Annotated in this window: 7 protein-coding genes and 1 pseudogene; 4 read left to right on the top strand and 4 right to left on the bottom strand. The window is 54.8% G+C overall.

Annotated elements, in window-relative coordinates; genetic code table 11:
• Nucleotides 1–246: 246 nt before the first annotated feature.
• Nucleotides 247–5,211: an alpha-2-macroglobulin gene (locus RGU70_RS11885; protein ID WP_322209608.1), complete on the top strand. Its 4,965-nt coding sequence runs from the start codon at nt 247–249 to the stop codon at nt 5,209–5,211.
• A gap of 31 nt (nt 5,212–5,242) precedes the next feature.
• The gene (pbpC, locus tag RGU70_RS11880; RefSeq protein WP_322209607.1) at nt 5,243–7,630 is read left to right on the top strand and encodes a penicillin-binding protein 1C; all 2,388 of its coding nucleotides are present in this window, start codon (nt 5,243–5,245) and stop codon (nt 7,628–7,630) included.
• A gap of 179 nt (nt 7,631–7,809) precedes the next feature.
• Here the strand turns inward: pbpC and RGU70_RS11875 are convergent, their stop codons facing one another.
• On the bottom strand, nt 7,810–9,087 hold the full coding sequence (locus tag RGU70_RS11875) for an FAD-dependent oxidoreductase (protein ID WP_322209606.1): 1,278 nt from the start codon (nt 9,085–9,087) through the stop codon (nt 7,810–7,812).
• Between the two features lie 512 nt (nt 9,088–9,599).
• Here RGU70_RS11875 and purL point away from each other — a divergent pair.
• Nucleotides 9,600–13,628, top strand: a complete 4,029-nt coding sequence (gene purL / locus RGU70_RS11870; RefSeq protein ID WP_322209605.1) for a phosphoribosylformylglycinamidine synthase — start codon at nt 9,600–9,602, stop codon at nt 13,626–13,628.
• On the opposite strand, the gene RGU70_RS11865 is transcribed toward purL, so the two are convergent.
• From RGU70_RS11865 to RGU70_RS11855, 3 genes and pseudogenes are all read right to left on the bottom strand, one after another.
• Nucleotides 13,566–14,321 (bottom strand): hypothetical protein, encoded by a 756-nt coding sequence (locus RGU70_RS11865; protein ID WP_322209604.1) that lies wholly within the window; start codon nt 14,319–14,321, stop codon nt 13,566–13,568. The genes purL and RGU70_RS11865 overlap by 63 nt on opposite strands.
• Nucleotides 14,322–14,839: 518 nt before the next feature.
• On the bottom strand, nt 14,840–15,751 hold the full coding sequence (kdgD, locus tag RGU70_RS11860) for a 5-dehydro-4-deoxyglucarate dehydratase (protein ID WP_322209603.1): 912 nt from the start codon (nt 15,749–15,751) through the stop codon (nt 14,840–14,842).
• Nucleotides 15,752–15,878: 127 nt separating this feature from the next.
• Nucleotides 15,879–16,036: pseudogene (locus RGU70_RS11855) on the bottom strand (IS5/IS1182 family transposase); the annotation flags it as partial.
• Nucleotides 16,037–16,271: 235 nt separating this feature from the next.
• On the opposite strand from RGU70_RS11855, the gene RGU70_RS11850 reads away from it, so the two are divergent.
• A complete protein-coding gene (locus tag RGU70_RS11850; RefSeq protein WP_322209602.1) occupies nt 16,272–17,891 on the top strand; it encodes a methyl-accepting chemotaxis protein in 1,620 nt (539 codons plus the stop codon).
• The last annotated feature ends 119 nt before the right edge of the window (nt 17,892–18,010 follow it).

The following is an 18,010-nucleotide window of genomic DNA, read 5'->3' as shown; positions in this document are numbered from 1 at the left end:
GAATCTTGAACAACAGCGCATTGAATTCTCATAACTTCAATGCACTTTTTTCTTTTGGTATTTGCCCATTCCACCTTTATCCGAAAGTCGCGTATGCGTGCTATCTTCAGATCAAGCTTTGTTGCAGCCATACTCAGTGCATTCCTCTTTTTTTTCTTGTCTGCGTGTACCAAAAAGACAGATGATCTTTCTCGTGCCACAGACACTAATGCGCCCTTTGAAGTGATCGATGCCGCCGACAGAAATTTGGATGGCTCTCCCGCTTTAGTCCTGACGTTTTCTCAGCCGCTAGACCCCAAACGCGATTATCAAAAACTGATTCAGGTTTTTCAGATGCCAGAGAAAATGGCGGGCGCGAACGGTGATGAAAAGAAACTGGAAAAGGTCGGCATGGGTAAGGACTCAGAGCCAATTTCTATTGCCGGAGGTCAGGCCGTCAATGGTGCCTGGGTGGTGGGGGACAATCCACGTCTCTTGTATTTTCCGCACATCAAACCGCAGACCCGTTATGTCGTCCAAGTGAGTGATGCACTGACGTCTGCATCCATGAAAAAACTTGCGAGTGAGAGTCGATTCTCAATTTTAACGGCGGAAATTTCACCGGCTTATTATTTCGCCAGCAATGGCATGGTTTTGCCGGCCAAACAAAATGGCGGCTTGCCTGTCGTCACGGTTAACGTACCGGAAGTCGATGTTCAGTTCATGCGCGTGCGGCCGGATCAGTTACCGCGTTTTCTGGATATGGTCATAGCAGAGCGCCGCAAGACAGCACAGTCTGCACAGTCGGCTGATTCAGACAATGAAGACGGCGATCAAGAGCGCGGCGATGATGACTCCGAACCTGAGCTACGTAGTCGCACATTGCGAGGATTACTGAGCCGATGGGAACTCGATTCATTGCACAAGCTTTCCGACAGCGTCTATCAGGGACGATTTTTGACTGAGCAAAAAACTAATAAGCAAAGCGTTACTTTTCTGCCGGTGGAAGACGTCAAGGAATTGAAAGAGCCGGGAATTTACATCGCGATCATGAGCCAGCCAGGCAGATTCGGTTCTGAATATCAGACCACGTATTTTTATGTATCCGATATCGGTCTTTCATTGCGCATGTTTCCCGCTAGTGCCGACGCACTGGTGAGCTCTCTTTCAAATGGCAAGGCGATTTCAGGCGTACAAATTTCCTGGGTCGATCGGCAAGGAAAGGTTCTTGCGCACGGTGAAACGGATGGGGATGGTCGCGCTAATTTTTCCACTATCCCGACTGAAGCTAAAATCGTTTTGGCCAGAAAAGGTGAGCATCTTTCTATGCTGGCATTGAAGGAGCCTGCACTTGATTTGTCAGAGTACAGCATTGGCGGGAATGCGTATAAAGCAACGCGATTATTTGCTTATAGCGGTCGGAATTTATATCGACCCGGTGAGGCATTCGATATGTCGGTGCTGGCGCGCGACGCGGATGGCAAGGCCATTGCTTCTCAGCCAATACAGGCGATTCTTCGGCGGCCGGATGGCAATAAACAATTTCTTTCCAACTGGAAGCCGGATCCAGCTTACCTCGGCTATTATCGCCAACGCCTTGAGTTACCCCCAGACGCGCCAACAGGAACCTGGCAGCTTGAAGTACGCCATGATCCCGCTGAAAAGCAAGCCAGCAGTGTTTATTCTTTCGCCGTCGAAGAATTCATGCCGGAAAGGATGAAACTGGATCTCAGCAGCCCGCAAGCCCTACTCAACGTAAAACAAAATTTTAACGTCGAAGTGCAGGGGAATTATTTGTATGGCGCTCCGGCATCAGGCAATAAGCTTCTGGGTGTGATTGAGTACGCCCGTAATTTAAATCCATTTGATAAAAAATTTCCCGGCTTCGTTTTTGGCAATGAACAAGACGAGAAACTGAAAAAACGTGAACAAATCGAAGAGCAATTTCTGGACGGTAAAGGACATGCCAGGATAAATATTGACACCGATGCCGCGCTTACAGCGCATTCGCCGATCAGGATATATGCCACGCTGAGTTTGCTTGAGACTGGCGGACGTCCGGTTATCCGCAGCATAGAGCGCACCGTATGGCCCGGCGACACACTCATCGGTGTACGGCCTAAATTCAATGGCACTTACGCCAATGCAGATTCGCTCACGGAGTTTGAAGTTGTTCGCGTGAATCGCCTGGGAAACCCTGTGCCGGGCAAAGGCTTGCAGGTGCGACTTTACCGCGAGGATAGGGATTATTACTGGCGTTTCGACGATCAGCATGGCTGGCACTCAGGCTATACGGATGGCAATGAGTTGATCCATACCTTCACATTCGATACCGAGGCTAACGGAAAATCTCAGCTGAAGCTGCCCGTCAAATACGGCCGCTACCGTGTTGAGATCACTGACCCTGCCAGTCCAGCCTTGGCAAGCTACCATTTCTACGCCGGCTGGAATGCGCAGCAAAGTGAACAACAGGGCAATCGCCCCGATCTGGTGACATTGAAACTCGATAAACCCATGTATCGGGATGGCGACACCGTGCGTTTGAGTATCCACTCACCGCACAAGGGGCAAGCCATTGTGTCGATAGAGGGCGACAAGATGTTGATGATGAAACGTCTCAGCATTGGCGATGAAGAAGAAACCATCAACCTGAAACTTGATCCGTCCTGGCGTCGGCAAGATATGTATGTGAATGTGATGGTGCTGCGTACCGGCGATGACCGCGTTACTCCGGCTCGGGCGCTGGGACTGATTCATTTGCCGCTCGATCGTAGCGACCGAAAATTCGACGTGCAAATCGATGCCCCTGAAAAAGTACGCCCGGAAACGACCGTCAAGATAAAAGTAAAAGTTCCGGCGGCCCGCGGCAAAAATGCGATGGTGACAGTTTCTGCGGTGGATACGGGTATTTTGAACATCACTAATTTCATCTCGCCCGATCCCTATGCCTATTTTTTCGGTCAATTGCGCTATGGCGCCGATCTGCATGATATTTACGGTCGGCTGATTGAAAAAATGGCAGGAAAAAAAGGGACGCTGAAATTTGGTGGTGATGCCAGCACCATGGTCCCAACCAAGGGCTTGCCGCAAAAAGTCAAACTGCTTGATCTTTTTTCTGGACCGGTTGCATTGAACGCCAATGGCGAAGCGGATATCGCACTCCCTTTGCCCGACTTTAATGGCAAGCTGCGATTGATGGCAGTCGTTTCCAGTGCCGACCGGTTCGGCTCTGCGGAACGTGAAATGACCGTCGCCGCTCCTTTAATTGTGGAATTGGCGACGCCTCGATTCGTCAACCTTGGCGATAGCGCGACGCTGGCCCTGGATCTGCACAATATGTCAGGCTCGAATCAGCAATTGAAAATCAGGCTCAGCGGTGAGCGTGGCTTGCAATTGCAGGAGGCGGAGCGGGAATTGTCGCTCGCAAATCAGGGGAAAACTACGCTGCGCTTTCGTCTGACTGCAAGCGGTGCGCCGCAATTAAACACAATACGAGTCCAGGTGGCAGGGCAGAATCTGAGTGTGGATCGCCAGTTCAAATTGCAGGTAGAGGCGCCGACTGCTCCACAAAATATCACGGCATTGCACATCGTTGACCCAGGTGCCAGCGTGCAACTTAAGACTGCGGCGGAGTCGTCCGAATGGTATCCCGGGTCCGAATCAGCGGAAATAATGATCACTGACCGCACGCCTTTGGATATACGAAGCGCCATCAGCGATTTACTTGTCTATCCTTATGGCTGCACGGAACAAACGATCAGCACCAGTTATCCGCATGTGTTTATTGATGAGCAAACTGCCCGTCGTTACGGCTTGAAACCCTTTAGCCGAGAACAACGACTTGCCATCATCGAAAAATCCATAGCACGTCTGGCTACGCGACAAGCGCCCAATGGCGGGTTCAGCTTGTGGGGCGACGCTTCCGCTTATGAATACTGGCTTTCGGCTTACACAACCCGATTCTTGCAGGATGCGCGCAGCAATGGGTTTGAAGTTCCTGACGCCATGTATCGCAAGGCAAGTGAATTTCTGAGCAAGCAACTCCCGGTCGGTATCGCTTCGCTTCATATCAAGCAGCCAGTCAATGACGCTGGTCAGCGCTGGGAAAAGATATGGGCAGGTCGCAACAACAGTTTTTCCGGGCTCACGCATGGCGCGTATGTCTTGGCGCAGGACCGTCAGGCACCTCTGGCCTCGCTGCGGCAGTTGTATGAGGTACGTGCCAACGCCACTAGCGGCTTGTCCCTGATCGAGCTTGGCATCGCATTGCAATTGATGGGCGATACCGCGCGCTCTAAAACAGCCATCGCGGAAGGCATCGACAAGCCGCGTAACAATAGCGCCTGGAGTCACGATTACGGCAGCGATCTGCGTGATGCAGCCTTATCGTATGCGCTGTTATTGAAGCATAAGCCAGATGCACCTAATGCCAGTCGGCTGGTGGGTCGTATCGCAGCACTGATGAAAGAGGGGCGCGGCTTGTCCACGCAAGATCAGCTGGCTTTATTTCTGGCGGCGCGGGGAATGGAGGCAACACCGGCCAGTTCCTGGAGTGCGCAGCTTGATGCCGGCGGCAAGATACGTGAACTGAAGGGAAACGGTCATCTTTACCCAGGAATCACGTATGCCGAACTCAACGGCGGCATACAAATTAACAATACTTCTCCGAGCCGACTCTATGTCCAGGTCCGCAATAGCGGCTATCCAAAGAAAAATCCGCCTGCGGGAGGGGACATCAAACTGACGCGTCGTTATTTTGGAAGTGATGGCACGCCGCTTGGGGACAGACAACTGAAGGTGGGGGACACGGTATGGGTCAGGCTGACGGCATCGAGTGCCTACGACGCGACTAATACGATGTTGGTTGATCGCATACCGGCCGGACTGGAAATTGAAAATACTAAGCTGATCCAGGGTGAGCTTGGCACTACGCTGTCGATTGACGGTATGAGTCCCCATGAAGCAATGAGCGACTCGCGCATTCTCCATACGGAGTTCCGCGACAACCGGTTCGTTGCCGCAGTACGCCTTGGAACCTGGTGGAATAATGCGATTACGCTGTTTTATCGCGCTCGCGTCGTGACGCCCGGCCGCTTCGTTCTGCCGCCTGTGTATGCAGAAGATATGTATGCACCTCAGCTTCGCGGTGTCGGCGGGGAGGCTTCAGTGATCGAAATATTGCCTTCCGTCGCTGATAAGGCGAGGCCGCTCATCTCCAAGGATGGTGCTTGAATTTCTAATGCCTTGATCGGAAATGGGAAAGATGGCTCGCCTTTTCATACTCCCTCCAGGATGCGCACGTTTTTTAAGCTGTCTGGTGCGCAGCCGACGGATCAAATACGGTTTGATGGTGTTGACGGCATTCGTGCTGTTGATAGGCGTTCTGGACCGTATTTTTCCTCTGCCGATACCTGGCCGCGGTGCGCCTTTTTCGACACTCGTCGTTGCGCGCGACGGTACCCCGTTGCGGGCTTTTCCGGATCAGGAGCATGTGTGGCGTTATCCGGTAACGCTACAGGATCTGGCACCTCAGTACATTGATACGCTGGTGTATTTTGAAGACAGAGCATTTTTTTATCACCCTGGAATTAATCCGTTCTCATTGTTGCGTGCCGTATGGCAATGGTTGCGGAATGGGCGCGTCATTTCAGGTGGTTCCACGCTGACGATGCAGGTGGCGCGCATTATCGACAATACCCGGCACACCCCCTCCGGAAAGCTGCGACAGATACTAAGAGCTTTACAGCTGGAGCTGCATTATTCGAAGCGCGAAATCCTGACCTTGTATGTCAACTACGTTCCCATGGGAGGTGTCCTGGAGGGCGTGGAAGCGGGCAGTCGCGCTTATTTAGGGAAGTCAGCGCTGAAATTGACGCTGGCGGATACGGCCTTATTGACGGTATTGCCGCAATCACCGTCAAGGTTGCGTCCCGACCGCTATCCGGCGCGCGCGCAGTCGGCCCGAGACAAAGTGCTCAATAGATTGCGAGGTATTTTGCCTGATGCGCAGGTGGACGATGCGATGCTCGAACCTGTGATCGCCAGGACTGTCCGCGAGCCTTTACTGGCACCCTTGTATGCGGAGCGCGTCAAGCGAATGAAGCCGGGGGCGCGGCGGATTGATGGCACGATCGATGCGGACATACAGCAAACTGTGGAGTTGCTCTTGCAGGAGCGGGTGCGGGGATTTCCGGCGCGTGTTTCAGCTGCTGCTCTGGTCGTGGATAACCATACCCTGGAGGTGCTGGCTTACGCTGGTTCCGCGGACTTTGGCGACGAGCGCCGCTTTGCTTATCTGGATATGGCACAGGCCTCGCGCTCACCCGGGTCTACGCTCAAACCTTTTTTATACGCTTTCGCGCTGGATCAGGGATTGGTGCATTCGGAATCATTGCTGTCGGATACCCCCCAATCCTTTGGCGGTTATCGGCCGCGTAATTTCCTGGAAAATTTCAATGGCCCGGTGGGTTTGTCCGAGGCGCTGATTCGTTCATTGAATGTGCCGGCGGTGGAAGTGTTGAATCAACTCGGCGTGGATCGGTTTGTGGCGCAATTACGGCAGGGCGGATTGAAACTGGATTTTCCACGCGGCGCGACACCGAATCTCTCTGTCATTCTCGGAGGCGCTGCGACCACATTGGAAAATCTGGTGGGAGCTTACACTTCACTGGCAAGAAATGGCATGAGCGGCAAGCCGCGCTTGTTGCCCGATGCACCATTGCAGGAGCGCAGGATGATGAGCGACGGTGCCGCTTATATCATCCGAGATATTCTTGAGAGCGGCGGTCAGGTGGCGCGTGCGGTGGAACTGCGTGCCAATACGCATGGGGTGGCTTACAAAACCGGTACCAGTTTTGGATTCCGCGATGCGTGGGCGGTCGGTGTGAATGATCGCTTCACTGTTGGCGTATGGGTTGGTCGCCCTGACGGGACACCTAATCCCGGATTTTTTGGTGCCAACGTGGCCGCGCCCTTATTGCTGTCCATTTTCGAGGCAAATCCAGACCAGCGAACGCCCAAGCCTCGTCCGGTTCCGGCGACGGTCAGTCAGCAGAGCATATGCTGGCCGATGGGGATTAGTATTGCCGACATTGAGGATAAAAGGCGCGCCGCGCTTTGTCCGATTCGTCTGAATGCCTGGCTGCTCAATGGCGCGGCTCCGCCCACCTTCCCGGATGCCGGCAAGGGTGCTGCCGCCAGCATGAGCTATTACGTGGATAACATGAGTCGCAAACGGGTCATGCCGGATTGCACTACCTCAGCCTACACGGCATTTGAAACGGCACGCTGGCCGTCCTCGTTGTTACCTTGGATTTCTCCTGCCTTGCGTGAGCGCAGTACGCCCCCAGGCTGGTCGCCGCGTTGCTCCTCGCTTTATAAAAACGTTGTATCGATTCATATCATCGGGCTGGATGATGGCGAATGGCTAAGGCGGGCAGCAGGGGCGCCTATGCCTACCGTCAATCTGAGCACGCGTGGGGCGGAAAGCAACATCAGCTGGATCGTGAATGGGCGTTTCATGGCCCATACGGCTCCCGATGCGAGCTATATGCTCAAGTTCGCAGAGACCGGGCGGTATGACATTACGAGTGTGGATGAAGAGGGAAATTACGACAGAATCAGTGTGCATTTGACCGGTGCAAACAAATAATTCAAGCAGAAAATGGCTCCGGGCCTCGCGGTTTCACTGAGGTTCGTTGAGCCTTAATTTTCAAGAGGCGTTTGCAATAGGCGTTTGCAAGAAGCGTTTCTTTGGAAAGTGTGCTGCCACGCCACGCAAGGCCGCCAATGCGTTGATTGGGTGGCTTAGTAAAACAGATGCAGGTCGCGTTATCTGGGGTTGAGCGACAACCTCGCCGCCATCAAGTCTTCGGCGTTGATATCAAAGTCTTTTCGCGAGATGCAGTCGGCTACCAGCCGGGCGCCGCCGAGCGTACTGGCCCAGCCGTTGGCACCATGCCCGAGATTGAGGTAAACACCTGTCAGCGCAGTCGGGCCCAGCAGAGGAAGACCATGAGGTGTAGACGCAAAGCTGTTGCTCCAGAATTGGGCCGTGTTGTAGTTGGCCGCATCTGGAAAATAGTCCTGCGCAACCTTGAGCATAGTACGTAATGCTTTTTTATGGATTTCGCTGCTGTGGGAGACGAACCCCGCCACACCGGCAATGCGGATGCGATTACCTATGGCGGCAATGGAGACCCGGTAGTGATCGTCTATCAATGCGTGTTTGGGCGCAAATTCAGGATTTTTGATATTGACCAATCCGCTATAGCTTTGCACCGGATAGAGCGGCAGATGGATGCCCAAGGGCTTGAGCAGAGTCGCGCTTTCCATGCCGGCACTTAAGACGACGGCATCAGCACTGAATGCTGTATTGCTCCCAGCGATTTCAAGGCGCACACCATTCGATTCAGTGCGCAGCGCGCTGACCGATTTCCCAAAGTGAAATTGCACCCCTAATGCTTGAGCGGCTGTTTTGAGCTGCTTGGCAAACAAGACGCAATTGCCGGATTCATCACCGGCGAACAGCATGCCACCCGCCAGAGCAGGGTCAAACCATTCCATTTGCGCTGCGCTGAGAGGGCTGTGCGGGATATCGTGGCGCATCAGTACTTCCTGCTGCGCCAAAGCCAGTTCCAGCTCGCGGGTAGTTCTGAACATCCGCACTACGCCTGCATTATTTTCATGTTCCAGCGCATAACGCTGCTGCAACTGATGAATCATTTTCTGGCCATAGGCCGCCAGGCGCGTGCTGCGCTCTTTATTATTCAAATGGTGTTCGAGCTGGCATTCAAGCCGCCATTGACGCAGCCAGCGCCAGAGTGCGGGATCAATACCTCTTGGCATGAGCAGCGGTGCTTCTGCGCGGAAACGACTGTAAAAGGTTTGACGCGCCATGTCCGGCGTTGCCAGAGGAATGGACGCACCGGGCGCAATCAGGCCGGAATTGCCGAGAGTCGCTTCTTCAGCCACATTATTGCGCCGCTCGATGACAGTTACCTCGTGCCCGTCCCTCGCCAGAAAATAAGCGCTGCATACGCCGCCAAGGCCGCCGCCAATGATGGCGATACGTCTGCCGACGCCGTCCGCAGAGGGACGAACAGCCATTGGTATGGGCGACTGCGCAGCTGCGTTATCTATGGAAGAAAGAGGATTGATTGAAATTTGCGTCACTGTTTATATTATCGATGAGCGGCCGGATGTTACCGATTTTGTAGTGGGGCGCCATTACAGCGCAAGGTCGGGGGGTTTGTCCGTCGCGGGCAGCATGATACATCGAAACCTGAGTGAGCCGCATATTGCGGGCTGCAGAGGCCCGCGCCATGTCTGAGCAAACGGGCTATGTGCGGGTTAAATCATGCTGCCTTTGATTCAAATTGGGCCCGTTTTATGCGCTCTTCAAACAAACCGCAGTCCTCCCTCGGCAAAAATGCCCCTGGCGCCTGTCGGAGCCAGGAAACGAGGCAGGTGAAAGCCGCCGTACCGGGGCGGGGATGGCACGGTATAATCGCGGTTTCCGATTTAACCCTACCTCGGGAACTTGTCGGATCAGACCGTATCGCTACGATCCGATCACCTTAATCCGACAGCCTCCCGCACCGCCTTGAGTGATCTCCTCCATGCTGATTCTGCCGGGCTCCAATGCCCTTTCCGCCTTCCGTACCCAACGTCTGCTATCCCAACTGCAAGCCATCGACGCCGCCATTGCCGGCGTTACCGGCCGCTATGTGCATTTTGTCGATAGCAGTGCAGCGCTCTCGACCGAAGACCGTACCCGGCTTGACGGCTTGCTGACCTACGGCGAACCCTTCGTCGGCAGCGAAGAGGGGAGGCAATTCGTCGTCATCCCGCGTTTCGGGACGATTTCGCCCTGGGCCAGCAAGGCGACCGATATCGCGCGTAATTGCGGCATGGCCTCAGTGCATCGCATCGAACGCGGCATTGTCTATCGCGTGCAACTCAAGTCCGGTCTGTTGGGTGGCGCAAAAAAACTGACGGCAGACAGCGTGCAGGCCGTCATCGCTCTGTTGCACGACCGCATGACCGAGTCAGTGCTGGAGCAGCCAGAAAATGCTGTTGGCTTGTTCCGAGAACTCGACGCGCAGCCCCTGGCCAGCATCGACATGCTGGGTGGCGGCAAAGCGGCGTTGGAATTGGCGAATGCCGAGCTTGGACTGGCCCTGTCGGACGATGAAATCGATTACTTGTTTGAAGCCTTCGGCCGCGCCGGCCGCAATCCAACAGATGTAGAGCTGATGATGTTCGCTCAGGCGAATAGCGAGCATTGCCGCCATAAAATCTTCAATGCCGACTGGACCGTCGATGGTCAAGCGCAGGAGCGTTCCCTGTTCGGCATGATCAGGAACACGCATCAGTTGCATCCCAAGGGCACCATCGTTGCTTATAGCGACAATTCCTCGGTGATCGAAGGCGCGACCGTATCGCGCTTTTACCCGCGTGGGCAGCAACAGGACAATGTGTATCAGGCCTCGGACGAGCTGACCCATATCCTGATGAAGGTGGAAACGCATAACCATCCGACGGCCATTTCACCGTTTCCCGGTGCCTCCACCGGTGCCGGTGGTGAAATCCGCGACGAAGGCGCAACCGGGCGCGGCGCTAAGCCGAAAGCAGGCTTGTCGGGTTTCACGGTCTCCGCTCTGGACTTGCCTGACGCACGCCGTTCATGGGAAAACACGGTGGACGTGACCGTTCCACCCACGGCGCGCGCGACAGCGGACGCAGCCGCAGACACTTCTACGTATGGCAAACCGGACCGTATCGCTTCGGCCTTGCAGATCATGATCGACGGCCCGCTTGGCGGCGCTGCATTCAATAACGAATTCGGTCGTCCGAATCTGGCGGGTTACTTCCGCAGTTACGAACAAAATGTCGGCGGTCAAGTATTCGGCTACCACAAGCCGATCATGATTGCCGGCGGTATTGGCAGCATCGCTGCCGGACATACCAGCAAGCTGGGTTTGCCGGTCGGTAGCCTGCTTATCCAATTGGGCGGCCCCGGCATGCGCATCGGCATGGGCGGCAGTGCAGCGTCGTCGATGGCGACGGGCGCCAATACGGCCGATCTCGATTTCGACTCTGTGCAGCGCGGCAATCCCGAAATGGAGCGGCGCGCGCAGGAAGTCATCAACGCCTGCTGGCAAATGGGCGAGGCTAATCCCATTTTGTCGATCCATGACGTGGGTGCCGGCGGTTTGTCCAATGCCTTCCCCGAAATCACCAACGATGCCGGACGCGGCGCGATCTTCGATCTGCGGACAATTCCACTGGAAGAAAGCGGTATGGCACCGAAGGAAATCTGGAGCAACGAATCGCAAGAGCGCTATGTTCTGGCTATTTCTCCGGATGAATTGCCCTTGTTCCGTTATTTGTGCGAGCGCGAGCGCTGCCTGTTTGCCGTCGTCGGTAAGGCAACCGCCGAACGTCAATTGCAAGTAATCGATCCGGCGCACGATAACGTCCCGGTCGATATGCCGATGGAAGTACTGCTCGGCAAACCGCCGAAAATGCATCGCGACACGACCCGTTTGCCACAAACATTCCCTGTACTGGACCTGACTGGCGTCGATCTGGCAGACGCGGCAGAGCGCGTATTGCGTCAGCCGACCGTGGCGGACAAATCTTTCCTGATTACCATTGGCGACCGTAGCGTGGGCGCGATGACCGTGCGCGATCAGATGGTCGGCCCGTGGCAAGTGCCGGTGGCCGATTGCGCGGTCACGACCATGAGTTTCGAGGGTTATCTCGGGGAAGCAATGGCGATGGGCGAGCGTACCCCGCTGGCTGTGATCAATGCCGCTGCGTCGGGTCGCATGGCGGTGGGTGAATCGATCACCAATATTGCTGCTGCGCCGATTGCCGATATCTCGGACATCAAACTGTCAGCCAACTGGATGGCCGCTTGTGGTCAGCCGGGGCAGGATGCGGCGCTGTTTGATACCGTGCGTGCCGTCGGCATGGAATTGTGCCCGGCGCTGGGAATCAGTATCCCGGTCGGCAAGGATTCGCTGTCGATGCGCACGACATGGGACGACGCAGGAGAAGCCAAATCGGTAACGTCGCCGGTCTCGCTGATTGTCTCGGCCTTTGCGCCGGTACACGATGTGCGGCGCGTCCTGACACCGCAACTGCGCACGGACTTGGGTGAGACTTCCCTGATCCTGATCGATCTTGGCCGGGGTAAAAACCGTTTGGGCGCATCGATTCTGGCGCAGGTTCTGCAACAACTGGGCGATGCCACGCCCGATGTGGATAGCGCGGATGATCTGAAAGCGTTTTTCGCGGCAATTCAGCAATTGAATGGCGAAGGCAAGCTGCTGGCGTATCACGACCGCTCCGATGGCGGCTTGTACGCGACGCTGGCTGAAATGGCGTTTGCCGGACATACCGGTTTAGTCGTCAATCTGGATATTCTGACGATGGAAAGCGAGCACGCCGCCGATTGGGGCGACGCCAAGAACTGGTCCGGACAAGTTTCGGAACGGCGCAACGAAATGACCTTGCGGGCTTTGTTCAGCGAGGAACTGGGTGCCGTGATCCAGGTGCGCGCAGCGGAAAAATCGGAAGCGATGAACGTCTTGCGCAGTCACGGTCTGGGTGCCTGCAGCCACATTATCGGCAAGCCAGACGCCCGCGGCCTGATTGAATTCACGCGTGACGCTAAAACCATTTATAGCCAGCCGCACAGCAAATTGCATCGCGTATGGAGCGAAACCAGCTGGCGCATCGCCCGTCTGCGCGACAATCCAGCCTGTGCCGATGCCGAGTACGATCGCCTGCTCGATACTGCCGATACCGGCTTGAGCGCCCGTCTGAGTTTCGATCCGCAACAGGATATTGCCGCACCGTTCATTGCGACCGGCGCCCGTCCCCGGGTAGCGATTCTGCGCGAGCAGGGCGTCAACTCGCATATTGAAACGGCCTATGCCATGCACAAATCCGGTTTCGAGGCCGTCGATGTGCACATGAGCGATCTGATCGCTGGTCGTGCGCGGCTCGATGATTTTGCCGGGGTAATTGCGGTGGGGGGATTTTCTTACGGCGACGTACTGGGAGCAGGAGAGGGCTGGGCTAAAACGATTCTGTTCCACGCCGGCATGGCCGATCAGTTTGCGCGTTTCTTCCAGCGCGGCGATACCTTTTCACTCGGCATTTGCAACGGCTGCCAGATGATGAGTAATCTGAAATCGATCATTCCGGGGGCGCAGGCCTGGCCGAAATTCACACGCAATAAATCCGAGCAGTTTGAGGCGCGATTCACGATGGTCGAAGTACTCGACTCGCCTTCGATTTTCTTCCAGGACATGGCCGGCACGCAAAGCCCTATCGTCGTGGCGCATGGAGAAGGCTATGCCGACTTCTCGCAAACCGGTGCCATCGATGAGGCGCTGGTTGCCATGCGTTTCGTCGACAACGCCGGACAGCCTACGGAGGCGTATCCGAATAATCCTAACGGTTCACCACAGGGTATTACGGCGGTGACCACGCCGGATGGTCGTTTCACGGTACTCATGCCGCATGCCGAGCGGGGATTTCGCAGCGTCACGCAGTCATGGCACCCGGATTCATGGGGTGAGGACTCGCCATGGATGCGCATGTTCCGCAATGCCCGCAAGTGGGTTGGCTGACCTTGTAGTGGCGATGGACATCGGCAGTGTTGCCTGATTTCCTTTTTGTTCTGATTTTGCCTCGGTCATGGGGAGTGGTTTAGCCCGATGGTCGCCAAGGCAATCTTCAAAGCAGTTCATTGCGCTCCAGCATCGTTGTAGGCAGCGAGACAATACGGGCGGCACGTTTGCAGTCAATGCAGACGTTGTCGCTTTCATCGTCCTGCTTCCTCGGTAGAGCGAAAAATAATCCTCTGAAAACTGCTCGAATAAATCTACGCAATCGGTAAAGCGTTCGGCGTCCAGCGTGCCGTCGGCAAAGAGAAATGTTTGTCTGACGCCCGATTGCTTGATATCCCATAAGGTATCGGAAGGATTTTGATGGGTAAGGATAGGAGTGTTAAGCGCGGGTTTGCCAGTTTGCGGGTCGACCTTCGGCCATTTCCAGCCAGTCAGCATGTTGGGAGCGGAGGGCGAATTTTGCGGGGAGAGTTGCCCGATGCAGAATTCCCGATAAGCCTTATAAAAAATCACATACCGCTCATATCCTGCTAAATCGTAACTGCCATCGGTGTTGCGAAAGACCTCCTGGTTTTGCGCGTTGAGAATATCGCTTACCGGATGATCGAGCGGTACCCGGACCCTATTCGGCGCCGTCGAGACATCCAATACCGTGAGCTTGCCGCCACGGTGCAAAAATGTTTCAACTTCCATTCGTATTGAGTTTTGTTGCAGGGGAGCCGCTTGTCTGCCGGTTGAACAAAACGCATGGCTGGTAGTCGCTGCTGAGAGATGACTTGTTATGGGAGAGGAGGTCGAAGTGGAACTGGACGTGCTTGGTAGTGAGGGGAGAGAAAAAAGAACGTGTGGGGAGAGGCGGGGTGTAACGGGTTTCGGCATAGTGATCTCCTGTGGATGGGGTATCCAGAAGATAAAAAATACGGGGTGAATAACCTTTCACAAAACGCTTAAATTTCAGACGGTTGATTGGTATTGCCTTAATTTCTGGAACTATTTATCAAATCCGGAATATGCTTTTTTCTCGACGAAGTTGGAGGTGAGCGTGTGCCGTAGCCCAATCGCAGACGATTTAAAACGCTCTGTGACGTTCCACCTGCGTTCGCTCCCGCGCGCTGTTTAACCCTACCAAGCGGATATCTTGTGAGAATCTGCTTGGCAGGGGATGCATTATCAGCTTAGTCAGATTACAGAATAAGCCGCAATTGCCCTGGTTACTGAGGACCTTGCGCCACAATCAACGCCTTCAGTTGTTCACGCTCTTCTTCATTCAGGTCGACCAACGGTGCGCGGACCGGACCTGCATCATGCCCAATGATCGTTGCCCCTGCCTTGACGATGCTGACGGCATAGCCAGCCTTCTTGTTGCGGATTTCCAGGTAAGGCAGGAAGAAGGTGTCGATCAGGCGTTCGGAAGTCGCAAAATCATCATTCTTGATGGCTTCGTAGAACTCGATTGCTGTTTTCGGGATGAAGTTGAACACCGCCGACGAATAGACCGGCACGCCCATCGCCTTGTATGGAGCGGCGAAAATTTCAGCAGTTGGCAAGCCACCCAGATAAGAAAAACGATCGCCAAGACGACGACGGATGGTAACCATCGATTCGATATCGCCCACGCCATCTTTGAAGCCGATCAGGTTAGGGCAGCGATCTGCCAGCTTCAGCAAGGATTCAGCATTGAGTTTGCAGACGTTGCGGTTATAAATCACCACGCCGATTTTGATCGATTTGCAGACTTCTTCCACATGGGCGACCAGTCCGTCCTGGCTGGCTTCCGTGAGGTAATGCGGCATCAGCAAGATACCCTGAACACCCAGACGTTCGGCTTCCTGCGCGTAAGCGATCGCCACACGGGTAGGGCCACCGGCACCGGCCAGGATAGGCACTTTGCCGCGGCAGGTATCGACAGCCACTTTAACGACGTTGCTGTAATCGGCCGGAGTCAGCGAGAAAAACTCACCCGTGCCACCAGCGACGAACAAGGCCGTCGCGCCGTACGGTGCCAGCCATTCGAGGCGATCAGCGTAGGTGCTTGGGCGGAAATTACCTTCGGCATCGAAGTCGGTGACAGGAAAGGAGAGTAAGCCGGAGGAGAGGGTTTTTTTGAGTTCTTGAGCGTTCATGGTGTGCCTGGCCGATAGAAAGGGTGAATAAAAGTGGGCGTCACATGCATTTCGCTCACTTGAAGTCAGTCATCGTACAACATGAATTGAAAATTTGCAAGGGAGCAGGGCGTGTTGACGTTTCACCGAGACGCCATAGAAAGCCACGTGCAATGGCGACGACGCTCTGGTCATTTTTTTCAGTAGATCAAATCTGGTGACCAAGGCCGGATAGTGTTTGAGTCGTGTGAAAACGGTTTTCATCAGATGACGATAGCGATACAAGCCTCTGTCGACCTTACCGGACAGCGCCGCATAAATCCCAACGATCTGCCTGTTGTGCGATGTAGCGTTGTCCCGCTGGGCACCGGCACCTGGTAATACATCCAACCCGATGCTGTCGGTAGACGCAAGCGCAAAGCGAACTGATTGACGAAGGAGTCCTTGCCGTCCCCGTTCTGAATGACCGCGACGTTGAAATAGGGAATGTTGTATTTCATCAATATATAATGATAGGAATTAATAAATACAAAAGACAAAAATGAAAAACGTCACCATCAGAACCAGTTTGATCGCCGTACTTATTTCTTTCGCCATCATGCTGGTATTCGGCGCAGCCGCCGGCGTGCTGGCCCTGGGAAGGGCAAATGATTCAGCATTGTTACTGCGACAGATAAGCGCGCAATCCTCTCAGATCACCGAGAGTTACAAAAATGCGATGCGCACCCGGGTTGTGTTGTTGTCTGCCTACGCATCGCTAAAAGAAAAAAACGATATCGCCGCCAAGGATTTTTCAGTCAAGCGCAGCCTGCCTTTTCTTGACCGTTACAACGCCGGACTGCAGGCATTCGCTGATGAGCCAGCGTTTGAAGGACTGGACAATACCCTCAAGCAAAATGTAGTGACATCGGGACAAGCCATGTCGCTGGCTCTCGCAAAAGCCATTGAAGCCCTGCGTGCGGACGATACGGCCGCATTCAGCGTCCTTAACGATGGTCCGGTTACCGCCACCGGCAGCCTGTACTCTGCCAACATGGAAAAATTCCAGGCGCACGTGAATGCGCTGACAAGCGAACAGACCAATCGCAAGGAATTTGAATACACGCTGGTCAAGGAACTGGTGTCAGTGGGCCTGCTGCTCGCGCTGGGTCTGATTCTGCTGACGCATTTCGGCCTGAAAAGAATTGTCCTGACCCCCTTGAGCCATGCCGTATTGCTGCTGGATCAGGTCGCCCTGGGCGATCTGAGCACTCATATCGCCCAGACTGGAAATAACGAGATAGGCCGTCTGTACAGCGCCATGCAGCGCATGCAACAGGGCCTGATTGACACCGTATCGCAAGTGCGCAAAGGCGCGCAGGAAATCCATGTGGCAGCGACGGAAATCGCGACCAGCAACATCGACCTGTCTTCGCGCACCGAATCGCAAGCCAGTGCGCTTGAGCAGACCGCCGCATCAATGGAAGAGCTGACCAGCACGGTAAAAAATAACGCGCAGCATGCGCAAAACGCCAGCGAATTTGCGGCAGCGGCCTCGACCGTGGCCTCCCAGGGCGGCACGGTCGTTTCAGATGTGGTGCTGACGATGGAGGCAATCAGCGCCTCTTCGAAAAAAATCGTCGACATCATCGGGGTCATCGACAGCATTGCCTTTCAGACGAATATTCTGGCGCTGAACGCCGCTGTCGAAGCAGCGCGTGCCGGTGAGCAAGGTCGTGGTTTTGCGGTGGTGGCGTCGGAAGTACGCAGTCTGGCGCAGCGATCGGCAACGGCGGCCAAGGAAATCAAATCGCTGATAGACGATTCCGTTGATAAGGTTTCCACCGGTACCCAGTTGGTACACAAGGCAGGGGACACGATGGACGACATCGTGGCGGGCATCAAGAAGGTGACAGACACCGTGTTGGAAATCGCCGCCGCTTCGCGTGAGCAAACCTCGGGCATCGAGCAGGTCAATTCCGCAGTGATCGAGATGGACAGTGTCACGCAACGCAATGCGGTATTGGTCGAGAAATCAGCCGGAACAGCGAAATTGCTTCAGGATCAGGCCAATACCCTGATCGAACTGGTGCAGGTCTTCAAGCTCGACGGCGACTTGGCACAGCCTCGTCGCGTTGCCATGAAAGATATCCACACGCCGCACAGCCTATTACCTCACTGAGCGGATGGCGTTGCAGTATTCGGACGCCACAATCTCAAGCGTCATAAAAAAAAACGGGAACCGTATGATCGGCTCCCGTTTTTCTATTGCGCGGTCAAAATCCGGGACGCCAAGTCCCG

The organism is Herbaspirillum sp. RTI4 (genome assembly GCF_034313965.1).
Taxonomy (GTDB): domain Bacteria; phylum Pseudomonadota; class Gammaproteobacteria; order Burkholderiales; family Burkholderiaceae_D; genus Herbaspirillum.
Note: the sequence above shows the minus strand (reverse complement) of the source record. Positions and strands in the feature narration are given on the sequence as shown.

Bases quoted from the DNA above. Each gene is read 5' to 3' on its own strand.
- pbpC (WP_322209607.1), top strand. From the start codon at position 5,243: ATGGCTCGCCTTTTCATACTCCCTCCAGGATGCGCACGTTTTTTAAGC.
- RGU70_RS11875 (WP_322209606.1), bottom strand. From the start codon at position 9,087: ATGGCTGTTCGTCCCTCTGCGGACGGCGTCGGCAGACGTATCGCCATC.
- purL (WP_322209605.1), top strand. From the start codon at position 9,600: ATGCTGATTCTGCCGGGCTCCAATGCCCTTTCCGCCTTCCGTACCCAA.
- RGU70_RS11865 (WP_322209604.1), bottom strand. From the start codon at position 14,321: ATGGAAGTTGAAACATTTTTGCACCGTGGCGGCAAGCTCACGGTATTG.
- kdgD (WP_322209603.1), bottom strand. From the start codon at position 15,751: ATGAACGCTCAAGAACTCAAAAAAACCCTCTCCTCCGGCTTACTCTCC.
- RGU70_RS11850 (WP_322209602.1), top strand. From the start codon at position 16,272: ATGAAAAACGTCACCATCAGAACCAGTTTGATCGCCGTACTTATTTCT.